Raw genomic sequence first — 22816 nt, forward strand, 5'->3', positions numbered from 1 at the left:
TTCCCTGATTAACGGTGATGGTCGCCAGCAATAGCACTTACCGCAGCTAATTCAGCTGCTTCTTGCTCTTGCAGTTCCTGACGCTCACGAGCATCTAGGATATCTTTAGTAATTAGGCCTTCTTCGATTTCACGAAGTGCAATTACTGTGTATTTGTCGTTTTCTTCAGGAACCAATGGATCCTTACCGCCGGTTTGCATTTGACGTGCGCGGCGAGCAGCAATTTGGATCAGATCGAAACGGTTGCCAATTTTATCAACAGCGTCTTGAACGGTTACGCGTGCCATGGAGGACTCCAGTGGTTATTAAATTAGGAATAGAAAATTGTACAAAATAACTTACTGATCTGCTAGTAGCGCAGTCAACATGCTTCTATATTTAGCAGTTTGCTTGTCTTGCTTCAATCGTTCTGCGCGAATAATTGCTTTAAAGTCAATTAATGCGACATCAAAATCGTCATTAACGATTACATAATCGTATTCGTTATAGTGTGAGATCTCTGAACGTGCTTCTTCCATACGACGGGCAATAACGGCTTCGCTGTCTTGACCACGGGTATTAAGTCGACGCTCCAGTTCCTCTTTTGACGGAGGTAGGATAAATAAGCTTTTGGCGGCTGGCATCAGTTTGCGAATTTGACGCGCACCTTGCCAATCGATATCTAAAAAGACATCAATGCCTTTATTCAATTGCTGCTCAATCCAAGGACGAGAAGTACCATAGTAATTGCTAAACACTTCGGCATGCTCAAGGAATGCACCTTGTTCTACCAAGTCGGTAAATTCTTCCACGCTAACGAAATTGTAATGAACGCCGTTTTCCTCGCCCGGGCGCATGCCACGAGTCGTATGGGACACGGATACTTTCATGTCATAGGTCGGGTTAGTTTCAAGAAGGGCATTAATCAAACTTGATTTACCAGCACCACTTGGGGCCGACACGATGTATAGAGTACCTTTGCTCATTGCCTATTTTCACTCAGTGATAGAAGGGCGCGAAGATTATCACGATCTGCGCATAATTGAAATTAGCTGATTGCTTGAAAATTCATCTTTTTTACGGAGTCAATATAACTTAAGCCTAGTTGGCTTTGATGATATTTCATAATAAGGTTAAATTTGCAAACAATTTTCCAAGGTGAATAACGTCACCTTGGAAAGATTAAGTAAAGATTATTTACTCGATGTTTTGAATCTGTTCACGCATTTGTTCAATTAATACTTTCAGTTCAACCGCTGATGCAGTGACTTCAGTATTGATTGATTTTGATGCTAATGTATTTGATTCACGGTTAAATTCTTGCATCATAAAATCAAGACGACGACCACATGCGCCACCTTTAGCTAGAATCTTATTGGTTTCTTTTACATGAGAATCTAGGCGATCAAGTTCTTCGGCAACATCACTTTTTTGTGCCAACATGATCAGCTCTTGCTCAAGACGGTTGTTATCAAGATCAACTTTTGCTTCATCAAGACGTGACATGATGCGCTCACGTTGCCAAACCATAATTTGTGGCATTAGGGTACGTACTTTGATGGCTTCTGTTGAAATTGCCGCTAAACGCTGGTCGATCAACTGTTTCATGTTGTCGCCTTCGCTAGCACGTGCCGCAATAAAATCATCCATTGCCAGCTCAAAGCCAGTTAATAGATCTTTATTTATCACATCTAAATCTTGTTCGGGTGCTTCCATTACGCCAGGCCAGTTAAGCACTTGGAATGGACCAATATTACCTTCACCGGCAGTTTCTGTTACCCAGCGTGCTGCATGAATGACTTGTTTTGCTAATGCTTCATTGATGGTTAATTCAGTATTGCCAGCAATGTTAGCTTCATAGCGAAGATTACATTCGACTTTACCGCGTGCTAGACGTTTACGGAAACGCTCACGCAATACCGGCTCAAGGCTACGGAATTGCTCTGGCATACGAATATAAGTTTCAAGATAACGTTGGTTTACTGAGCGGATTTCCCACACAGCAGTGCCCCAGTCGCCTTTTATTTCGCGACGGGCATAAGCAGTCATACTATGGATCATTGGCTTGTGGCCCTTTTGTTATGATGGTTGCGACGGCTAAACTTAGCGTATTCAACGGTAAGTCTGGTCTTTTAATAACGATAGAGGTGCGTCGTAACCGAGTTCTATCATTATATGCGAGATCACGCATTGTGGGCTACTGCTGTAAATGCAAAACAAGGTTGAATCTATCGTTTAAACGCAGGTTTTCTCGTGCACTGGGATTGAGATGTCGTTATAATCGCCGGTTAATATCATCCAGCCAAAGGGAAATCCCGATGCGTCCAAGCGGAAGAAGTGCCACTCAGGTACGTCCAATCACTATTACTCGTAACTATACAGCCCACGCTGAAGGTTCAGTATTGGTTGAATTTGGCAACACCAAAGTAATTTGTACTGCTAGTGTTGAAGAAAATGTGCCGCGTTGGCTTAAAGGTAAAGGCCAAGGTTGGGTGACTGCAGAATATGGCATGTTGCCACGTGCAACGCATACTCGCAATCGTCGTGAAGCTGCCAGTGGTAAGCAAGGCGGCCGTACCATGGAAATTCAACGTCTGATTGCCCGTAGTTTACGCGCAGCAGTTGATTTGAAAGTGCTTGGTGAGCAAATGATCACGGTTGACTGTGATGTTATTCAAGCCGACGGCGGCACACGTACAGCGTCTATCACGGGTGCAATGGTGGCATTGGTCGATGCGATTAATTATATGCTTGAAAAAGGTATGATTAAGAAAAGCCCGCTTAAAGGCATGGTTGCTGCAGTATCTGTTGGTATCTATAAAGGCGAGCCAATTTGCGATCTCGAGTATCTTGAAGATTCAGCCGCTGAAACCGATATGAATGTAGTGATGACCGAAGACGGCAAGATGATTGAGATTCAAGGTACTGCCGAAGGTGAGGCATTCAGTCATGAAGAGTTGTTAGCAATGCTAGCGCTGGCGAAAGACGGTATAACCGATATTATTTCGATGCAGAAACAAGCTTTAGAAAATTAATTGTTAGCGGTTCCTATTGGAGCCGCTTTTTTTTATCTGAAATTTATTGGTTAGAGGGATAATCATTAATTTCAGCAGCAACAGTTTTACCGACGTTATGGTAAAGGTTGCTTCCATTTCAACATTGTAAAACACGATAGTCGTTTAAGGAGCCACAATGAAAGCATATCAGCGTCAGTTCATCGAATTTGCCCTAGAGAAAGGCGTTTTGAAATTTGGTGAGTTTACATTGAAATCTGGCCGTATCAGCCCGTATTTCTTTAACGCGGGATTATTTAATACTGGTCGCGATCTTGCGCGTCTAGGCCGCTTTTATGCTGCTGCATTGGTAGACGCTAAGATTGAGTTTGATGTGTTGTTTGGCCCAGCATATAAAGGGATTCCTATTGCAACCACGACCGCAGTAGCACTGGCTGATCACCATGATATTGATACGCCATACTGCTTTAACCGTAAAGAAGCTAAAAATCACGGTGAGGGTGGCAACTTAGTTGGTAGTGAACTTGAAGGACGCATCATGTTGGTTGATGATGTGATCACCGCTGGCACGGCAATTCGTGAGTCAATGGAAATCATTAAAGCTAACGGTGCCGATTTAGCGGGCGTATTAGTGGCAATTGATCGTCAAGAAAAAGGCCAAAGTGAGTTATCAGCAATTCAAGAAGTTGAACGTGATTTTGGTTGTGCAGTGATTTCAATTGTCTCGCTAGGTGATGTTGTGACCTATTTAAGCGAGCAAGCCGATATGGAACAACATTTAGTGGCTGTAACTGCGTATCGTGCTCAATACGGCGTGTAATTGTCGTTTAATGAGTAAGTGATAATAAAAAGCGAGCGTCAATTGACACTCGCTTTTTTGGGTCTTTTTTATGCTGCTTTGGGTATCGGTGTGGTTAACCTAACTGACCGCTAAGCAGTTGCCAATAATCATCAAAGTTTTCAGTAGGCTTATATTTAAAGCTTGAGCGAACATAACGGCTTAAGCTGCCTTCAACTTGACCGAGTAATTGCGCGGCTAAAATAGATTCATCAACAGGAAAGCCTTTACCTTCACGCAATTTTCGCTCTTTAAGGATTTGACGTAATTGCGATTCGATACGCTCAAATAACTGATTAATGCGAGACTGTAAGCGATCTTGTTCAAACATTAGCGCATGACCTGTCATGATGCGACTCAGACCAGGATTACGTTCACCAAACATTAAAATGAGCTGTAGCACCATCCGCAGGCGTGTAAGGGTATCTTTTTCATCATCAAGAATACGGTTAATACGGGTAGTAATTGAATCTTCGATAAATTCAATCAGGCCTTCAAACATCCGTGCTTTACTTGGGAAGTGGCGATAGAGTGCGGCTTCCGAGACCCCAACATTAGCCGCCAGCATTTTGGTGGTAATACGTTGGCTTCCTTGATTTGATTCCAACATATGAGCAAGACACTGGAGTATCTCTTCGCGGCGATTGCTTTTTTTGGTGCCAGCCATGAATTATCGTTCCTTTGCAAAATGAGACTGTCCATGGACAGCATGAAACCCGCTTATCTTAGCGATGCCATTGCGTCGTGAAAAGCGCTGGATGATAAATGTATGCAGTTTATCAGTAAAAAAAGCGCAACCCTTAATAGTTGCGCTTTGTGTTTGATCGTTATCGGCTATTTTAGCATCAAAATAAATTCATACGCCAAAAGCATAAACTGTATTTATCAATAATAATAAACTTATTGACGACCTGAGTGGCCAAAACCACCTTCACCACGATGACTAGCATTATCAAAATCAGTCACAATATTAAATTGCGCTTGTACCACAGGTAAGAAAACTAACTGGGCAATACGATCACCCGGTTCGATAGTAAAGGTGCTATTGCCCCGGTTCCATACTGATACCATCAATTGTCCTTGATAATCTGAATCGATTAAACCGACAAGGTTACCTAAGACAATCCCATGTTTATGACCAAGACCTGAGCGCGGTAAAATAGTTGCTGCCAGATTAGGATCACCAATATGAATTGCTAACCCTGTGGGTATGAGATGAGTTTCCCCCGGCGCAACGGTTAATGCTTGATCAAGACACGCACGTAAATCAAGCCCTGCCGAACCTGTGGTTGCATAAGCGGGTAATGGGAACTCTGTTCCAACACGGGGGTCAAGAATTTTAAGATCGATAGTATTCATAATAATGCTCTAGTGCGTGGCATGTTGATAAAGGGCAACAATTTCGGTAACTAACTGCTGACCAAGATCGGCTTTAGTGGTTAATGGTAATGCTTTATCACCATTAGGCCAGTATAAATGCAGTGCGTTAGTGTCGCTATTAAAGCCTTGCCCTTGTACTGAGACGTCATTAGCACAAATAAGGTCAAGATTTTTAGCGGCGAGTTTACCACGTGCATAATGCTCTACGTTTTGAGTTTCAGCAGCAAAGCCAACCGTGAATGGGCGCTTATTGGTTAGTGCCGCAACATTGGCGACAATATCAGGGTTTTTTACCAATTGAATTGCCATCTCTTCATTACCGGGCTGTTTTTTCATTTTTTGTGCAGCGATTTGTGCTGGACGAAAATCAGCCACTGCGGCACAAGCGATAAATATCTGATTCTTTACCGCGTGAGTTAACGCTGCTTGTTGCATTTCGATAGCACTATTTATATCAATTCGGGTCACGCCTGCAGGAGTGGCAAGATTAACCGGACCACTGATTAAAGTCACCTTAGCGCCACGTTTAGCCGCCGCTGCTGCAATCGCAAAGCCCATTTTTCCTGAGCTGTAATTACTTAAATAGCGCACAGGATCAATTGCCTCACGGGTAGGTCCGGCGGTGACCATAATATTTAGATTACTAAGATCTGGCGTTTGAAAAAAATCTTCACAATGGTGGACTAACTGCATTGGTTCCAGCATTCGTCCTGGACCAACATCGCCACATGCTTGCTCACCGCTTGCCGGTCCCCATAAGGTGAATCCTCGACGTTGTAGAGTGGCAAGGTTTTCTTGAGTCGCAATATTGCGGTACATCTGTTGATTCATTGCTGGCGCGACGGCAATTGGTGCATTAGTAGCTAAACACAGTGTCGTAAGTAAATCATTCCCCATTCCTGCACTGATACGGGCAATTAAATCTGCCGTTGCTGGGGCTAATAAAACCAGATCTGCCCATTTAGCTAATTCAATATGACCCATTGATGCTTCTGCAGAAGGGTCTAATAGGCTACTTGAAACGGGATTGCCTGATACAGCCTGCATGGTTAATGGCGTAATAAATTCTTGTGCTGCTGTGGTCATTACGACTTGGACTTGTGCGCCGCGTTCAATTAAACGACGAGTAAGTTCTGCGCATTTATAGGCAGCGATACCGCCACTAATGCCGAGAAGGATTTTTTTTCCTGCCAGTGTTTGCATGGTTTTGCCTGTGTCTAGAAGCCAATAAATTTTGCTGACACGATAGCATCAAACGTATAAACGGTCATTGGCTGCAATGAATGTTAAGGGCATTTATCAGTGATCGTGTCGAGGTTTTATTATTGTAAACAGCAATTTCAAACACAAAAAATGTCGATGTTTTCAAAAAATAACCTCGTGTTGGTTGTGTAAAAAGTGACGACTGTTTTGCTAGTGGTATACAAACAAGGAGACAATATGTCGCTTAAGCAATTGCCATTAGCATCGCGTCCGCGAGAAAAGTTACTCTCTCATGGTAGTGAAGCACTCACTGATGCTGAATTATTAGCCATTTTTTTACGTACTGGGATTAAAGGAATGAATGCGTTGGAACTGGCGACGTATTTATTACAAGAATTTGGTTCATTGCGTGCCTTGCTTGGGGCAGATAAAGAAACATTTTGTCAGGTAAAAGGTTTAGGTCCGGCAAAATTTGCACTTTTACAGGCTGTTTTAGCCATGGGAGAGCGATATTTAGAAGAAATTTTAAAAAAAGATAGCGCGCTCACAAACCCACAAAATACTCGTCAATATCTAGTCAAAAAATTGCGTCATAAACAGCGCGAAGCCTTTTATATCCTATTCCTAGACAATCAGCACCGAGTCATTACCGGGGAGATATTATTTGAAGGAACACTTGATTGTGCGAGCGTTTATCCACGTGAAGTTGTAAAAAGATCGTTAGAACTTAATGCAGCGGCGTTAATTTTAGCGCATAATCACCCATCAGGCGTTGCTGAACCTAGTCAAGCTGACCATCGAATAACCCGCAAGATCAGTGATTCGCTGGCTTTAGTGGGTATTCGTGTTCTGGATCATTTTGTTGTCGGTGAAGGGGATGTTATTTCCTTTGCCGAGCGCGGTTGGCTATAAAATAGACAATTTTCGGTAAAAAAAGTGAGAAAGGATCTGCTCGGGACTTGAGCAACTGGTTTTGACTTAGTATAATGCGCGACCTTTGATAGCTGTGGTTATATGTAAAATTGAATTTTACATTAAATTTCCATGGTAGATATCGAGCGAAACGATTTGGAGAAGACAGTAATGTCCCGAGTATGCCAAGTAACTGGTAAGCGTCCTGTAACGGGTAACAACCGTTCACATGCACGTAATGCCACCAAGCGTCGTTTTCTGCCGAACCTGCAAACTCATCGTTTCTGGGTAGAAAGCGAAAAACGCTTCGTTAAACTACGTCTTACTGCTAAAGGTATGCGTATCATTGATAAGAAAGGCATTGATGTCGTTCTTGCAGAGATGCGTGTCCGCGGCGAGAACGTTTAGAGGAATTTGAACAATGGCTAAAGGCATTCGTGAGAAGATCCGTCTAGTATCATCAGCTGGTACAGGCCACTTCTACACTACCGACAAGAACAAGCGCAACATGCCAGGCAAATTTGAGATCAAGAAATTTGATCCAGTAGTTCGCCAGCACGTGCTTTACAAAGAAGCTAAAATCAAGTAATTGATTTTTAACTCTTTGATAAAAACCCAGCCTAGCTGGGTTTTTTTATATTCAAAATTCCGCATTATTTTCCTGCTTTCCTGCTTTCCTGCTTTCCTGCTTTCCTGCTTTCCTGCTTTCCTGCTTTCCTGCTTTCCTGCTTTTTTGCTTTCTAAATATTCTGTAACTTGGTTAAGTGATTGGTTGTCATTGCGCAAGGGTGTAATTGGCTATTGCTGTTGATCGTAGCAGTGCTATCTTAATCAGTATTAATAAATGCGCATAGGAGCGCCTGAGAATGCGGTTAACGCGACGAGGATGGAATAACGTAATCATCATTGGGGTTTTGGCTTTTATCGCTGTGATACAGCTACCAGAGCTTCTTCGAGCTCGTTTAGCAACGACAACAACGTCAGTAGCACCGTCGTCGACCGTCATACCATTATTCGCCCCTGATCGTGTGATTCAGCAGTTGTTGTTACCTAAGATGACTTTTCAGCACTCACTAACGGGATGGAATAGCCAACCGTCGGTGGCGTTTGATATCGCAACTTTTATTGCTCGTTGGCAAACATTGAAGGGCACAAAAGTTACTGAACAGCAGTTGTTAGGATTAAAAAACCAATTACTTGTTCCAAACACGGTTGAGGCGTGGTTTGTTGGTCATTCTCAACCGCAACGGATCACTGTTTATCAATTATCTCATTTTTGGTTGTTTAATAATGGTGCTGGAGAGTGGTTGGCCGTGACGGTAGCGAGTGATTTTTTATTTCCATCATTAGTTGCAAAATTATAATCGTTATTGGAGTAAGATAAAAATGCCTGAATTACCTGAAGTTGAAGTGACTAGAATGGGGATCACGCCACATGTCGTCGGGCAAACGGTGACTAAAATTGTTATTCGTAATTCAAGATTACGCTGGCCAATTCCAGATGCGATTAAAAATATTGAAGGGCAGGTGATTCGCAACGTTGTTCGCCGTGCAAAATATTTATTATTAGAAACTGATATCGGTTACGCAATTGTTCATCTTGGTATGTCTGGTAGTTTACGTATTTTACCCGCAGGTGCGGTGGTTGAAAAACATGATCATGTTGATGTGGTGTTAGCCAGTGGTGAAATCTTACGTTATAACGATCCTCGCCGCTTTGGAGCGTGGTTATGGCAACAGGCTGGTGAGAACCATAGTGTGCTTGATAAAATGGGTCCAGAGCCGCTTAGCGACGATTTTAATAGTGATTATTTAGTGGCGAAAGCGACGGGCAAACGTAAAGCGATTAAATTACTGATTATGGATAATCATGTTGTGGTTGGTGTGGGTAATATTTATGCCAATGAATCGTTATTTGCCGCTGGTATTGATCCTCAATGTCCCGCTGGAAAAGTCTCGTTCCAAAAATTACAGTTGTTAGTCAGTGAAATTAAAGCGGTGCTTAAAAAAGCGATTGCTCAAGGCGGCACCACATTAAAAGATTTTAAAAATGCTGACGGTAAACCCGGCTATTTTGCGCAAGAATTACAGGTATACGGCAAGGGCGGTCAACCATGTCCTCGCTGTGGTGAAGTTTTAATTGAAATTAAACTTGGTCAACGAGCTACAGTTTTTTGTGCTAATTGTCAGCATTGAGTGAGTTGTTTATTCGATTTTTATTAATCATGGGTTCATTTTTTTTGAGCAACAAGAGTCATAAATGTTGATACCATGCTGAGATAATTTATAAAAGATAGATAGTGTTTTATAAACATATTAAGGGCTGAATAATGAAATACTTAGTGACTGGCGTAGCTGGTTTTATTGGTAGTGCTGTCACAGAACGTTTATGCGCACAAGGTCATCAAGTGGTTGGTATTGATAATCTTAATGATTATTATGAAGTGGCACTTAAACATGCGCGTTTAGATCGTATTGAGCATAAAAACTTTAGTTTTATTGAAATGGATCTTGCGGATCGAGAAGCGATTGCCAATTTGTTTGCTGAGCAAAAATTTAATCGAGTGATCCATTTAGCGGGTCAAGCTGGTGTGCGCTATTCAATTGATAATCCAATGGCATATGGTGATAGTAATTTAATTGGCTATTTGACTATTCTTGAAGGTTGCCGCCATACCAACGTTGAGCATTTAGTGTATGCCTCTTCAAGTTCAGTTTATGGCTTAAATCAAAAAATGCCGTTTGATACCGAAGATAGTGTTGATCATCCGGTGTCATTGTATGCGGCGGCTAAAAAAGCCAATGAACTCATGGCCCACAGTTATTCGCATCTTTACGGTGTTCCCACTACAGGCCTACGTTTCTTTACTGTTTATGGCCCGTGGGGTCGTCCAGACATGGCATTGTTTAAATTTACCAATGCGATTATGGAAGGCAAAGAAATTGATATTTATAACAATGGTGATATGAGCCGTGATTTCACCTATATCGATGATATTGTTGAAGGTGTTATTCGAATTCAGGATGTGATTCCACTGCCTAATCCTGATTGGACTGTCGAAACTGGCTCACCCGCAACCAGCTCTGCACCGTATCGTATTTATAACATTGGCCATGGCAGCCCAGTTAAATTAATGGATTATGTTGAAGCTCTAGAAGCATCATTAGGCGTTGAAGCCAAGAAGAACTTTATGCCAATGCAGCCGGGTGATGTGTATATGACTTATGCTGATACCGATGATTTATTTGCTGCAACGGGTTATAAGCCTGAAGTTAAAGTCAAAGAGGGTGTGCAGGCTTTTGTTGATTGGTACCGTGAGTATTACAATAAGTAAAAATAATTTAAAGTCAGTTGCTTATGGTTCAATGTGACTGACTTTAATAGGATAATTCTCTTGCTTTTTTTCTATGCTTTTCTTCTGGTTCTCTTGACCAATAAAAATCATTTTTTCTAACTACTTTTGCTGGTATGCCGACAGCCACACTGTTACGAGGTATGATTTTCGTTACAATACTGCCAGCACCTATGATAGATCCTTGCCCAATTGTTACATTCTTCATTATCTTAGCGTCTTGTCCTATCCAGACATGTTGGTTAATAACAATATCTCTATTATTAGCATTAATAATTTTATTATTGAGGCTATAAATAGGATGAGAGTCATAAGTTCGAATTTCAACATTGGATGAAATCATACAGTCGTTATTAATTTTTATGTTAGGGGTACCCATACAGTCATTAATGCTAATTTTATTACTATGTCCAATAGTTACGTCATTTCCAATTATTAATTGGCTATTGTTTTGAGTAATATTAATTGATGAACCACCAAGTGTGACATTTTTTCCAATAGTTACATTATTATGACTACCACTAAAATTAATAGTCAGTTTTCCTCTAAAGCCATCTGCAATTTGAACTCGATTGTTTTTATTGCCTTTAAAGCGAATTTTAATAACTGATTTTTTATGTTTACCTAAAATAACCGTATTATTTTTAAACTTAGATATTAAAACAATGGATGAACAAAATAGTGATTGGATAAATTTTATATAAGTATGCATTTATCTACGATTTCTAGGGTTTAAATTTGATTATTAATGCAGATCGTATAATCGGATCAACAAATTGACTTACATCGCCTTTATGCAGCGCGACTTCTTTGACTATCGTAGAAGAAATAAATGAATTCTCTTCTGCTGGCGTTAAAAAGACCGTTTCGAGTTCGGGCATTAAACGGCGATTCATATTCGCAAGTTGAAATTCATATTCAAAATCGGACACCGCTCGTAAGCCACGTACTAATACATTGGCATTGTGTTCTTTGGCAAAATTCACTAACAGTCCAGAGAAACCAACAATCTCAACATTGGTTAAATGGGCGGTGATCTGCTGAGCAAGATCAACCCGTTCTTCTAAAGAGAACAAAGGCTTCTTGCTAGGATTGAAAGCAACCCCAACAATCACATGATCAAACATAGCTGCCGCTCGCTCGATTAAATCAAGGTGGCCATTCGTGATTGGATCAAAAGTGCCAGGATAGATAACGCGTGTTGTCATAATGGGTTACTTATTTTGGTTGTGAGTTTGATATTACAGGCGATGATTTAAGTACACTATCAAGTTTTTCCTTTACCATGGCAACACTAATTTGCGGCATGATATCGCTACCTTTTACGCGTGCTCCCCATGGTAACTCACCTAATGATTTACCATAATGCTGTTCGGCGACTTGTTGATAAACACTAACGGTATAGGGCTGTGATAAATAAGGTCCTGTACGGGCTGGATTACTGTGGCCATATAATCCAATCACTGGCGTGTTTTGGGTCGTGGCTAGATGTGCTGGCCCTGAATCTGGCGCAATGACCACTGTCGCCGCACGTAATAATGCGGTGAGCTGTAATAGGGTTGTCTTACCGATCAAGTTGGTGATCGGCGTTTGACTATAGCTGCTAATTTGTTGACCTAATTGTTGTTCACGCTTACTTGGCGAACCACATAATATTACCGCTAAACCTTTAGTCGCAGCGTAATCAGCCATTGCAGCATAATGTTCAGCTAACCAGTTACGTTCGTCTTTACTGGCTGCTGGTGATATGACTAATGTTGGCTGGTGGATATATTGTTCAGCGATACTATTATCTTCCGCCGTAAGCGGAATATCCCATACAGGGGTTGTAAATGGCACGCCAATGTAACGTGCAAAATCAGCCATATTATCAAGTACATGTATGCTGTCAGTATTGGGTAAATGTTTATTAGTAAACAGCCATTGCCCTTCTTTGGTTCTGTTTTTACTAAATCCAACACGATACTTAGCTTTAATACCTAAAGATAGTACACTTGCACGTAAGGCAACTTGCATATCCAATAGCGCATCAAAACGGTGTGATTTAAGTTGTTGCCAAACAGATTTAATGCCATGCCAGCCAGCTTTTTTATCAAAACTGATCACGTTAATATTGGGTAACGCATTCACTAATTGTGCTTCAACCTTGCCAACAACCCAAGTGATTTCAGTCGTTGGCCAGTGGCGTTGGATAGCTTGAACAACAGCAATCGCATGGCAAACATCACCAATAGCAGACAAACGTAAGATACAAATTGAACGTGGTGGCGTTGAGAACAGAGCCATGGAGTTACCTTATTAAAAGTGGTTAGTGAATTATGCCGCTAGCCATTGAAATTGTAAAATATTCAACAATAAATGCGAGAGAGGCTGTAGTGCAGGAAATTATCAGTAACAACCAGGCCATTTGGTTTGATAGCGATTATCTAAGCGCAGATCCGCATGGTTGCTTTGATATTGAGTATTGGCGTCAGCGTGATGCAGTTATCGGCTCAGCAGAAGGGCGTGGTACGACTTGGTTTGTTGCCGATGAAAAATTAGAGATGGCATTACGACATTATCACCGTGGCGGGCTGTTTGCTAAAGTGAATAATGACAGTTATTGGTTTACAGAGTGGAATAAAACCCGTAGTGGGGCTGAGTTAGCATTATTAAAATTATTACGCGATGGTGGCGTAAATGTACCGCGACCAATTGCTGCTCGTGCGGTTAAAAAAGGCGTGGTTTATAAAGCAGATATTTTGGTTGAGAAAATTGCCAACAGCAATGATTTAGTCGCATTACTTCAAACCCAACCATTAGCCACGGCAGTGTGGCGTGATATTGGTGAAATGATTGGTAAAATGCATGATTTGCAAGTCTGTCACACTGATTTGAATGCCCACAATATTTTAGTTGATGCTCAGCAGCAACCATGGCTGATTGATTTTGATAAATGTGGTTGTCGCGACGGTGATGATTGGAAGGTGGATAATCTCGCACGTTTAAAGCGCTCTTTTATGAAAGAAGTCGATAAACGTGCGATTAAATGGCATGAAGATAATTGGACAGCATTGTGTGATGGTTATGCCCATAAAAGTAATCTTCGTATAACTATTGGTTAATTATCATCTAAGTAATGATTAATATTCGTGATGGTTTTCTTAACCGCGCCTTGGTTTTCAATCACTATTTTTTGGCCCTGTGCGCCCATTTGTTGTTGGCGTTGCGGGTCATTAAATAAAATGATCAGTTGCTCTGCAAGTTGGTGACTATTTTGACAGATTTCAATCGCGCCAGTGGCTAATAATTGCTGGGTGATATCTTCAAAATTATAAAAACTTGGGCCTGTTATTGCGGGTTTAGCGACAGCAGCTGGCTCTAATAGATTATGCCCGCCGACCTTTTCACCCACTAAACTCCCCCCCATAAACGTTACATCGGCAGTGGCTAACATTACCAACATTTCTCCCATAGTATCAGCGAGGTAGAGCTGAGTGGTGACTGAAATTGGTGTGTTATCTGTACGACGATGAACCGTTAACCCATATTGCTCTGCAGCTAATTGAGCAACAGTATCAAATCTTTCAGGATGACGCGGCACAATAATCACCATCGCATCAGGATATTGTTGTTGCACTATTTGGTAAGCATCAAGTACTTGTTGATCTTCACCTTGATGGGTGCTCGCAGCAACGAAAATAGGCCGTTGGGCGCCAAGTTGCTGACGAAGATCATGGGCTTGTTCAAAAACACTGTCAGTAATACTGATGTCATATTTGATTGAACCTGTCACTGCGACTTGATTTTTATTAGCGCCAATGGCAATAAACCGTTGGGCGTCATCATCATGTAAACATAAGATTTTATCTATTTTGGTTAACAATTTATGAGTGAAAAAGCCAAACGATTGGTAGCGCTTTGCAGAGCGTTCTGATAAGCGTGCATTAACAATGATCGTTGGAATTTTTTGATGATGAGCACAGCTTAAGGTATTGAGCCATAATTCTTTTTCAACGATAAGAAATAATTTTGGCTTGATAGCTTTTAGAAATCCACGTACACACCACGCAAAATCAATTGGCATGTAGCGGTGTTCAACTAAATCGCCTAATTTTGCTACTTGTTCAGCACCGGTGCTGGTAGTGGTAGTTACTACAATCGTTTGCTTAGGGTGAGCTTTTTTGAGTGCCTTTATTACCGGTACAATAGCAATTGCTTCACCGACTGACGCGGCATGAATCCAAATAGGTTGTTCTGCTGTAAGTAATGGTGGTGTAAAACCAAAATGCTCTTTCCAACGAGTACCAAAGGCGGGTTTTCCAGGTTTGGTGCGGTAAAGCCCCCATAATAATATAGGAGCAGCTAAAGCTAATAGTAGGGTGTAACAAATGCGAACTAGCATGGTTGCTCTACCTGTAACAATAAAGTTCTATTATAACCAGCAATCAAAAATCTTACAGCTTGATGATTCAGCGAATAATTCAGGTAGAATGTTTTATCTTTTATAGACAAAGAGCACAACGATGACTCATTCACCTCAGCGGTACTTAATGTATATTGCTCAAAATTATTCTTTTGCTATTTTACGGCCTTTACAACAAGCGATCTTGAAACAAGGTGGGCAAGTGTGTTGGTTTTTTGAGGGGAATGATGTTGATGGCGATTTTTTACATGCTGAAGAGCAACGATTAGCTTCAGTTGCTGATGTTAAAGCTTGGCAGCCAGATGCTGTTTTTGTACCCGGAAATGTTGTCCCTCGCTGTATACCAGGCTTAAAAGTTGGTGTTTTTCATGGTTTTAATGCTGGGAAGTTAAATCGTCGCGGTAGAGAAGACCATTTTGAAATCCGTGGTTGTTTTGATTTATATTGCACTCAAGGACCAGATACAACTGCGCGGTTTACGCAGTTAGCTAAGCAGTATGGTTTCTTTAAAGTAAAACAAACCGGTTGGCCAATGCTTGATCCGCTATTTACACAGCCTGCATCTAACCCATATTGTGCGGTAGGTGACCCTCGACCAACGGTACTGATGTGTTCAACATTTTCCCGCAATTTAACTTGTGCCCCACATTTATATGAGACAGTTAAAGCATTAGTTGCTACGGGGAAGTGGCGTTGGTTAGTGCAGTTTCATCCTAAAATGGCAGCAGAGACGGTTGCACAATATAAAGCATTGCAAGGCCCGAACTTGACGTTTGTAGAAACCGATAATGTGATTCCTGTTTTGCAGGCGGCAGATGTTATGTTATGTGATACCTCATCGATTTTGTTGATGTTTTTATTACAAGATAAACCTGTTGTTACCTTTAACAACCAACATCCGTTACCGCATTTATTGAATATTACAGCTATAGATGAAGTGGAACATGCGCTCTGTGAGGCATTGACATATCCTGCGGAGTTAATGGCTAATATTAAACACTATTGTCAGCAAATTCATCCCTATCAAGATGGGGGCTCAAGTGAACGAGTTTTAGCTGCGACGAATGCATTACTTGATGATGGTTTACTCGAACTTAAATCCAAACCGCTTAATATCGTACGTGAGTTTAAAATGCGTAAGAAGCTTGGTTATTGGGGACTATAAAATGGCATCATGGCATCGAGAATTAAAAGAACATTTACGTATTATAAAATGTCGCTTTAAGCGTAGAGAGACATTAACTTCCGTAGAAGCTCAAGCTGCTTTATCTGCCTTGACGTTATTATCGGTACCGGAAATGGCTGGTGGAGAGAATAAGGTTATATGGATGTTTTGGGATTCTGGTTTAGAGTCGGCGCCTGATGTTGTCAAGTTGAGTTATGAATCTTGGGTTACTCAAAACCCAGATTATCAGGTTGTTTTACTTGATAATAATACTATTCAACATCAACTCGGATTTGATTTTTTTGCGGTATTTAAAGGGATGACCGTTGATCTTGGTGCTGCAGGTAAGAGCGATCTATTACGGCTGTATTTATTAAATCGTTTTGGTGGTGTGTGGGCAGACGCAACCACTTTTTGTAAACAGCCATTAACGACATGGTTAGACATATCGACTACCGGTTTTTTTTGTTTTCGAGAGAAGCAATCAGATGATCGGCAGTTAGTTTCTTGGTTTTTAGCTGCTCATAAAGGTAATGCAATCATTCAAGATTTATTACAGGTAAGTTTGAATTATTTAACTAAGCCTCGCGAAGTCGTACTTGATATTAGAGGTTTAACTTCAACTCGATTACTCGCTAAAAAGACTGATTTAATAAGTGCAACCGGTAGTGGTAATCTATTACTTGCATGGCTTGAAAAGAAATATTGTGCGCCTTATTTTTGGATGTTTTATTTGTTTAATGACATCGTAAAAAAGCAGCAACATCAATTGGTTTGGCAACAAATCATGTTGAAAAATAATCAATATGCTGAACTTGATGATGATTTTGATGTTTTTTGTGCAAGTGTTGTCGCTAAGCAAACTTATCGAGAAAAATATATAGTACAGCCATTATATCAACAGCGTTATCAATATATGTTGAAGCTGAATAAAGTAAATAAGGAGTTAGTTGATGACAAGTAAGCATTCTTTATCCGTTATATTAATAACAAAGAATGAAGCGGATCGTGTTGAGCTATGTTTGCAATCAATCGCAGGGATAGCTGATGAAATTATTGTATTAGACAGTGGTTCAACAGATGAAACCGTTGCAATTTGTCAGCGCTATACTGATAACGTCACCGTGACCGATTGGCCTGGGTTTGGTAAACAAAAACAGCGGGCATTAGATAAAGCCAGTTGTGATTGGGTATTGTCAATTGATGCAGATGAAGCACTTGATGAGCAAATGCAACAAGCCTTAATTTTATTGTTGGCTCAAGATACGATTACTGCCACAGCATATCGATTGCCGTGGGGAGTGACGCTGTATGGTAAGACGTTAAAATACGGACGTAGTGCACGTTCAGTATTACGTTTATTTAAGCGTGAGGGTGCGCGTTATACATTAGATGAAGTCCATGAAACGGTTATACCTAGCGCAGGAGCCACGGAAGTTCTTAATGGACTGCTATTACATTATACGCATCGTGACTACGGACATGGTCTAGATAAAGCAGCTCAATATGCATGGTTGGGTTCAAAGAAATACCATCGTAAAGGTAAAAAATCTCACGGATTGGCGTTGGCATTAGTACGTGCGATTTGGACGTTTATTTTAATTTATATTATTCGTCGTGGTTTTCTTGATGGTAGTGTTGGCTTTATTGTTGCGATGACTTATGCGCAAGTGAGTTTTAATAAATATGTTGGGTTATGGTTACTTGAACATGATCGTAGTTAATGCATAAAGCAATAAAAGAAGGAGAGTATAAACTCTCCTCTATAAAGTTATTGTAGAGCTAATTTTAGTTGTAATTTAGTGATATGACTAAAAGAGAGTTTATCTATAACATCCTCAGATGGATATATTGGAGTATGAACAAATTGCTTTATTTTATTTGCTAAGGCAATAGGGTCTTGTTTGGGAACAATACCTTGTTGTAGTTCTCCTGTTAATATCTCGGTAACAGGTCCACAATCAGTTGAAATAACAGGAGCACCACAAGCAAGAGCTTCATTTATGACTAAAACAAAGCCTTCTAAATCAGAGCTTAAAACAAAAAACTCACAACGGTTCATCCATTTAAACGGGTTGTTATCAAAACCTTTTAACAGTATTTTTTTATTTAAATTTAACTGATCTATTTTTTTCTCTAGTGCTTTGCGTTGATTACCTTCTCCTAAAATAACTAAAGGAAGGTGGATGTCTGCAAGATGGTAAGCATCGATTAATACATCAAATCGTTTTTGGCGACTTAAGCGACCAACTGCAAGAATAAATTGACCGTCAAAATTTATTTCATCTTTTGATTTTTCTAATAAGTCTTTCTTATCGCATGGATTGTATATTGTTTCTAAACATTTTAATGGAATAGATAACTGCACTGATTTCTTCAATATAGGATCTTTAATAAAATCAGAGACAGTAAAAACCTTTTTATTTGAAAATAATTTTTTGAATAAAAAATTATAATAGATATTATCTTTTTTAGCTAATACATGCGGTAAATGTAAACTATAAACAGCTTGAGATAAATTTATACTATGAAGCCGATTCATTGAACGAGCGCCATTAATAAAAATAGCATCAAAAGGTTGCTGGTTTTTATAATATTCTATAAATATTTTTCTATATACAGTCCCTGCCCATAAATGTTCACTTTGAGGGAAAATTTTACGTAAAATAATTTTATAAAATAAAAAATACAAACCAATAAAAGGGTGCTTATAGAGAAATTCTTTTACTGGTAGTACGTGATACGCGCACGGAAAATCCAATTGAAAATCTAACCCTTCTTCAAGTGCTAATAATGTAACATCATTACCTTGTTGAGCGTAATAACGAGCTGTATCGAGGGTGATTTTTTGAATACCACCACCTTTGAAATTATGTGTGACAAAAAGAATCCGTTCCATAATATATTTAACCTAGCATATGATGTTTAAGCTTAAAAACTAATTTACTTAAGGGTAATTTAAATAGACGTCTCAACTCAAGCTGACGTTGATTTTTATCGATGGTAATTGTCACTGTATTATCGCAATATTTATTATACAATTTTAACCAATCAATGTGGCTATATTCATTAGCTCGTTTTAGTTTACGTTGTGAAATCTTTCTTAAGCCTAATCCCATCGTTTGTGGGTCGGCAATAATAATATTACTGGCTAAAAAACGTTCCCAAATAACAATGTCATGATGATTTATATCAAATCGATGTTTAAGTAATTTTGTATTATCTCGTGCAATATTTTTTAACCAAATTTGACAGTAAGTTTGTTCGGCTTCAAGTGCAAAAGGTGTCCCCGCAACCTTTTGAGCTTGCTGAATGAGCTGCTGTGAAAAATCATGATGATTAAATTCGGGTTGTTGCCAAATTAATTTGAGATCGTCTGTACGACCATAATAAAAGAAATCACTCGGACTCATAATTACACGATGGCCGTGAGAGCTTCGACGAAAAAGATTTGAGTTTACCACCACTTTTTCACTAAAAATTTGCTGGTTTAGCTCTGTTTTAGTAAATTGCTGCTGGATAGTAACAAATTTATTTCCTGTTAAAAAATTATCACTTCGCAATTTAACTGCGTAAGGTGTTGTAACGGCGTCTAATCCCGCTTGAGTTGATAACACTTGACGTTGATAGTTTACATGACAGAAGCCATCTTGGTTTTGCCCCGGATCTTTACTGATGATCAGCTGATCATAATCAAGGCCTGTCAGATCTTGATCTGGCCATGTTGATAAAATAACTTTAGAGCCAGGTAAATGAGTACGAATACTATCGAGACAGCGTTGAGTTATGCCTTCTTCATGATGAGTGCGTCCTTGGTAATTTTGTACTGGGCCTTGAACTACAACTGTAATTTGTTGAAAAGTATTATTCATGAGGTATCTCCAAAAATGCTTCATATTCTTCAGGAATCCCACAAAAAATAACATCGTTATTATCAATCAAATGATAGTGAATTGCATGATTGGCAGTAATAAGATCATTATACAGTGGTGCGATATACAGTTCGCCTTTAGCCCATTCTGCTTGTGGTTTGGCTAAGTATTGTTGATAGGCCTGGTTAAATAATTGGCAATCAGCAAAATAATACAGGCCGGTACTGCATAAATCAGAAATAGGCTCTTTTTCGGCAGTTTTGATTACACGTGATGAGTTTTTATTTTCTGCAAGAGCAAAAGACCAATTATCACCGTGGCCTTTAAATACTTCTAAGTAGCCGTCCCATGCCGCAATATCTTGAGGATAACGGAATTGTGGTCGGAAAGTATCAATATTAAAAATAGTTATTGAGCCTTGATAATCCGGGAGTGATTGTAAACCGAGATAAACAGTTTCTGCTTGGCCTCGTGTAGGCTTATCAAGTACAAAAACATGTGCGTTTTTAATATTTAAGCGTGCAATTTCTTGTTCAATAAATGCGACGGTATTGTAGACATCCCGTACAATAAATAGAAATGGCTCTGTTGCAAAGTAATGAGAAAAACTATTGATAGCATGTGCAAAGAGCGTTTCTCCATGTGCATTTAACATGTATTTAGGTTGCGTAAAGCCAGCATTAAAAAAGCGTGAACTAAGGCCTGCCATTGGAATAACAATCATGATTTTGAATCCAGAATTAATTGATATAAGCGAAATGCATTAGCCATTAATGCTTGTTGACGCTGAGGATCATCAGCATGTAACGGTAACATAGAGAGAAATAATTGAATTTGCATGGCGTATAACGCATTCTCATCTAATTGATAATGCTCTTTTATCAAGGCAATAAATAATTGTTGAATAGGCAAAATATGCGGTGGAATATCAATAGTAAATGAAATCTGTTGTTGTTTTATAGTAACTTTATAGTAACCCGCAATAATCCAATCATATAAGCCTAAAATCGAATGGCTTAGTTTAGCTAAATCATAGCGAGTATCACCGTAGATAGTAAGTTCATCATTCAGATCTATGCCTCGAGGATCAATAGTCTTAATTCGTCCCATTCTAAAATCATATAAAATATTACTAAAACAAAAATCACCGTGTAAAACTGTGGCATGAGTGGTCGTTGTTGGTAAATGTTGTTGACTTACAATGAGTAATTGCTCAAATGATACTGAAAATTGATTGTTATAATGCCACTGTTGTTGGAAATCAAGGTCGTGACTTAAACAATATTCGGTTAAGCGTTGAGTGGTTTTTTCTTCAAATAATGCGCTTAAGCTTGAACCTTGAGCGGTATTTGCTGGAGCAAGATGCTGTTGGCAACTATTAATAAAATCAAAACAACTGTTGAGAACCTGTTGCCATACCAATAGTGGTAATTTAGAAAAAACAAATAATTCATTAAGAGCAGTGTAATGTAGATATTCTAGTCTATAGGATACGTGATCTGCTTGCTGTTGAAAGCCTAAAAATTGAGGTAAAAAAATACGTAATGGTGCAGGGATATGATTAAACCAAAGCGCTTCAGCTAGTATTTTTTGTTTTTTAGTACTTGATTTTGTTATCCATTTTTCATTTATTTCTAATTGATTAAATGCACGTTGAGTAGTGAATTTAGCTTTTGAGCGGTAATAGGTATTTAAATGACCAAAATCAAGCCAATCAGTTACGGGTACGGCAGTTAGACCACACTTTTGATGATAGAAATTTAAGCTTTCAATGAAATCCCAATGTGCCATGGTCAATGATTTGAGTAGTTGCTGCGGATGACTAAAGTGAAAGTAACCACAGACCGCGTGCGTTTTGTTGAGTTGTTCTCGGTTGGTGACAGTATTAAGCCATTGGGAGTTATCATTAGAGATCACTGCCCAATCATAACTATTTTCGACAGGCGCAATTGTAATGATATTTGGGGCTGTCGGTAAATTTGGCAGTAATGTATCACCAAATAAAATACTTAGAGATTGCTCTGGTGTGTAATCAGCGAGGGTAAGAGCCGATACTAGTGATGCGCCAAGGGATAACCCCTCAGGAATGTATAATAATGTGACATGATGATCTGTTAACCATTGTAGGTCATGTGGCTCAGGGGTGAAGTTTTCTGGCACACTTAAATAAATATGTTTATTCGTTGGGGCGCTTTTGACTTGATGCTGAAAAAGACGTCGATTACCAAGAGGTAAAAACGACGGAGGAAGAGCGCCAAACTCAGACTCTAGTTCTTGAGTAATGTAAGCTGCTGACATAATTAAAAACATACTTTTTCCTTATCGAGCAGCTCATTAATTTCATCAAGTGATAATGAGGCAAACTCAGACGGTCGAATGGCTTTATCATCAATATAAAACCCTTCATGTCCGCACCAAGGTTTACCGACTAAAATTTCATCATAAGGAACCTGATGTTTATCTAACCAAGCGCTAATAATAGGTAATGTGTGAATATTAATTTGGCCAACATTACCGTTGTAAGTACGCATATTACGGGCCGTACTAATGGTAATTGTAAAACCTTGATTATGATAATGTTGTAATTGAGTAATGACATCTAAATTAGGTGCGACATTTTCATAATCATTGGTATTGGCTAACGTGATAGTACCATCGAGATCAACAATCAGTTTTTTCATTATAATTGCAGCCT

27 protein-coding genes are annotated in these 22816 nt (G+C 39.6%); 12 read left to right on the forward strand and 15 right to left on the reverse strand.

The genetic code is table 11. From position 1 onward, the window contains the following. Positions 1-8 precede the first annotated feature (8 nt). From rpoZ to PPBDW_RS01175, 3 genes are all read right to left on the reverse strand, one after another. Positions 9-287, reverse strand: coding sequence for a DNA-directed RNA polymerase subunit omega (gene rpoZ, locus PPBDW_RS01165; RefSeq protein WP_036789323.1), 279 nt, complete (start codon positions 285-287; stop codon positions 9-11). A gap of 51 nt (positions 288-338) precedes the next feature. Next, positions 339-965, reverse strand: a complete 627-nt coding sequence (gene gmk, locus PPBDW_RS01170; RefSeq protein ID WP_036789325.1) for a guanylate kinase — start codon at positions 963-965, stop codon at positions 339-341. Between the two features lie 211 nt (positions 966-1176). After that, on the reverse strand, positions 1177-2040 hold the full coding sequence (locus PPBDW_RS01175; RefSeq protein ID WP_036789327.1) for a YicC/YloC family endoribonuclease: 864 nt from the start codon (positions 2038-2040) through the stop codon (positions 1177-1179). Positions 2041-2297: 257 nt separating this feature from the next. Between PPBDW_RS01175 and rph the strand changes: the two genes are divergently transcribed. Beyond that, complete coding sequence (gene rph, locus PPBDW_RS01180; RefSeq protein WP_036789329.1) at positions 2298-3014, forward strand: ribonuclease PH; 717 nt, start codon at positions 2298-2300, stop codon at positions 3012-3014. Positions 3015-3171: 157 nt separating this feature from the next. Further along, on the forward strand, positions 3172-3813 hold the full coding sequence (gene pyrE, locus PPBDW_RS01185) for an orotate phosphoribosyltransferase (protein ID WP_036789331.1): 642 nt from the start codon (positions 3172-3174) through the stop codon (positions 3811-3813). A gap of 94 nt (positions 3814-3907) precedes the next feature. On the opposite strand, the gene slmA is transcribed toward pyrE, so the two are convergent. The 3 genes from slmA to coaBC form a co-directional block, all read right to left on the reverse strand. Then, positions 3908-4498: a nucleoid occlusion factor SlmA gene (gene slmA, locus PPBDW_RS01190; RefSeq protein WP_036789332.1), complete on the reverse strand. Its 591-nt coding sequence runs from the start codon at positions 4496-4498 to the stop codon at positions 3908-3910. Positions 4499-4731: 233 nt separating this feature from the next. Then, entirely contained in the window at positions 4732-5190 is a 459-nt protein-coding gene (gene dut / locus PPBDW_RS01195; RefSeq protein ID WP_036789333.1) for a dUTP diphosphatase, read from the reverse strand. 9 nt (positions 5191-5199) lie between these two features. After that, a complete protein-coding gene (gene coaBC / locus PPBDW_RS01200) occupies positions 5200-6414 on the reverse strand; it encodes a bifunctional phosphopantothenoylcysteine decarboxylase/phosphopantothenate--cysteine ligase CoaBC (RefSeq protein WP_036789335.1) in 1215 nt (404 codons plus the stop codon). Positions 6415-6651: 237 nt separating this feature from the next. On the opposite strand from coaBC, the gene radC reads away from it, so the two are divergent. The 6 genes from radC to PPBDW_RS01230 all read left to right on the forward strand — a co-directional run bounded on the left by radC (position 6652) and on the right by PPBDW_RS01230 (position 10661). Beyond that, a complete protein-coding gene (radC, locus tag PPBDW_RS01205; RefSeq protein ID WP_036789337.1) occupies positions 6652-7326 on the forward strand; it encodes a RadC family protein in 675 nt (224 codons plus the stop codon). Between the two features lie 171 nt (positions 7327-7497). Continuing rightward, positions 7498-7734: a 50S ribosomal protein L28 gene (gene rpmB, locus PPBDW_RS01210; protein WP_036789338.1), complete on the forward strand. Its 237-nt coding sequence runs from the start codon at positions 7498-7500 to the stop codon at positions 7732-7734. Between the two features lie 13 nt (positions 7735-7747). Next, a complete protein-coding gene (rpmG, locus tag PPBDW_RS01215; RefSeq protein WP_005371942.1) occupies positions 7748-7915 on the forward strand; it encodes a 50S ribosomal protein L33 in 168 nt (55 codons plus the stop codon). 277 nt (positions 7916-8192) lie between these two features. Further along, complete coding sequence (locus PPBDW_RS01220; protein ID WP_036789341.1) at positions 8193-8690, forward strand: hypothetical protein; 498 nt, start codon at positions 8193-8195, stop codon at positions 8688-8690. 22 nt (positions 8691-8712) lie between these two features. Next, on the forward strand, positions 8713-9522 hold the full coding sequence (gene mutM, locus PPBDW_RS01225) for a bifunctional DNA-formamidopyrimidine glycosylase/DNA-(apurinic or apyrimidinic site) lyase (protein ID WP_036789343.1): 810 nt from the start codon (positions 8713-8715) through the stop codon (positions 9520-9522). Between the two features lie 134 nt (positions 9523-9656). Then, positions 9657-10661, forward strand: coding sequence for an NAD-dependent epimerase (locus tag PPBDW_RS01230; protein ID WP_036789346.1), 1005 nt, complete (start codon positions 9657-9659; stop codon positions 10659-10661). Between the two features lie 43 nt (positions 10662-10704). Here the strand turns inward: PPBDW_RS01230 and PPBDW_RS01235 are convergent, their stop codons facing one another. The 3 genes from PPBDW_RS01235 to PPBDW_RS01245 are packed head-to-tail and all read right to left on the reverse strand — an operon-like array spanning position 10705 to position 12965. Next, complete coding sequence (locus PPBDW_RS01235; RefSeq protein ID WP_036789348.1) at positions 10705-11391, reverse strand: acyltransferase; 687 nt, start codon at positions 11389-11391, stop codon at positions 10705-10707. 13 nt (positions 11392-11404) lie between these two features. Continuing rightward, the gene (coaD, locus tag PPBDW_RS01240; RefSeq protein WP_036789352.1) at positions 11405-11887 is read right to left on the reverse strand and encodes a pantetheine-phosphate adenylyltransferase; all 483 of its coding nucleotides are present in this window, start codon (positions 11885-11887) and stop codon (positions 11405-11407) included. Positions 11888-11897: 10 nt separating this feature from the next. Beyond that, positions 11898-12965 (reverse strand): glycosyltransferase family 9 protein, encoded by a 1068-nt coding sequence (locus PPBDW_RS01245; RefSeq protein WP_036789355.1) that lies wholly within the window; start codon positions 12963-12965, stop codon positions 11898-11900. Between the two features lie 89 nt (positions 12966-13054). Here PPBDW_RS01245 and PPBDW_RS01250 point away from each other — a divergent pair, with 89 nt between their 5' ends. Continuing rightward, positions 13055-13783 carry a 3-deoxy-D-manno-octulosonic acid kinase gene (locus tag PPBDW_RS01250; protein WP_036789670.1) on the forward strand — a complete coding sequence of 243 codons (729 nt, stop codon included), beginning with the start codon at positions 13055-13057 and terminating at the stop codon, positions 13781-13783. On the opposite strand, the gene waaA is transcribed toward PPBDW_RS01250, so the two are convergent. Continuing rightward, positions 13780-15063 carry a lipid IV(A) 3-deoxy-D-manno-octulosonic acid transferase gene (gene waaA / locus PPBDW_RS01255; RefSeq protein WP_036789358.1) on the reverse strand — a complete coding sequence of 428 codons (1284 nt, stop codon included), beginning with the start codon at positions 15061-15063 and terminating at the stop codon, positions 13780-13782. The genes PPBDW_RS01250 and waaA overlap by 4 nt on opposite strands. Before the next feature lie 121 nt (positions 15064-15184). Between waaA and PPBDW_RS01260 the strand changes: the two genes are divergently transcribed. From PPBDW_RS01260 to PPBDW_RS01270, 3 genes are read left to right on the forward strand one after another with little or no spacing between them, the layout of a single operon-like run. Further along, positions 15185-16249 (forward strand): CDP-glycerol--glycerophosphate glycerophosphotransferase, encoded by a 1065-nt coding sequence (locus tag PPBDW_RS01260; protein WP_036789360.1) that lies wholly within the window; start codon positions 15185-15187, stop codon positions 16247-16249. Between the two features lies 1 nt (position 16250). Next, positions 16251-17213 carry a capsular polysaccharide synthesis protein gene (locus tag PPBDW_RS01265; RefSeq protein ID WP_036789363.1) on the forward strand — a complete coding sequence of 321 codons (963 nt, stop codon included), beginning with the start codon at positions 16251-16253 and terminating at the stop codon, positions 17211-17213. Beyond that, positions 17203-17973, forward strand: a complete 771-nt coding sequence (locus tag PPBDW_RS01270) for a glycosyltransferase family 2 protein (protein ID WP_036789366.1) — start codon at positions 17203-17205, stop codon at positions 17971-17973. Before PPBDW_RS01265 ends, PPBDW_RS01270 begins: the two co-directional genes overlap by 11 nt. Positions 17974-18020: 47 nt before the next feature. Here the strand turns inward: PPBDW_RS01270 and PPBDW_RS01275 are convergent, their stop codons facing one another. From PPBDW_RS01275 to PPBDW_RS01295, 5 genes are read right to left on the reverse strand one after another with little or no spacing between them, the layout of a single operon-like run. After that, entirely contained in the window at positions 18021-19148 is a 1128-nt protein-coding gene (locus PPBDW_RS01275; protein WP_036789369.1) for a glycosyltransferase, read from the reverse strand. 7 nt (positions 19149-19155) lie between these two features. Beyond that, entirely contained in the window at positions 19156-20121 is a 966-nt protein-coding gene (locus PPBDW_RS01280) for a WavE lipopolysaccharide synthesis family protein (protein WP_054261964.1), read from the reverse strand. After that, positions 20114-20845: a glycosyltransferase family 2 protein gene (locus PPBDW_RS01285; protein WP_036789371.1), complete on the reverse strand. Its 732-nt coding sequence runs from the start codon at positions 20843-20845 to the stop codon at positions 20114-20116. The genes PPBDW_RS01280 and PPBDW_RS01285 overlap by 8 nt, the downstream gene beginning before the upstream one ends. Beyond that, entirely contained in the window at positions 20842-22431 is a 1590-nt protein-coding gene (locus PPBDW_RS01290; RefSeq protein WP_036789380.1) for a phosphotransferase family protein, read from the reverse strand. The genes PPBDW_RS01285 and PPBDW_RS01290 overlap by 4 nt, the downstream gene beginning before the upstream one ends. Then, on the reverse strand, positions 22422-22802 hold the full coding sequence (locus PPBDW_RS01295; protein ID WP_036789383.1) for an HAD hydrolase family protein: 381 nt from the start codon (positions 22800-22802) through the stop codon (positions 22422-22424). Before PPBDW_RS01295 ends, PPBDW_RS01290 begins: the two co-directional genes overlap by 10 nt. Positions 22803-22816: the final 14 nt, after the last annotated feature.

Origin of the sequence: Photobacterium kishitanii (genome assembly GCF_000613045.3) — a bacterium.
GTDB lineage: Bacteria > Pseudomonadota > Gammaproteobacteria > Enterobacterales > Vibrionaceae > Photobacterium > Photobacterium kishitanii.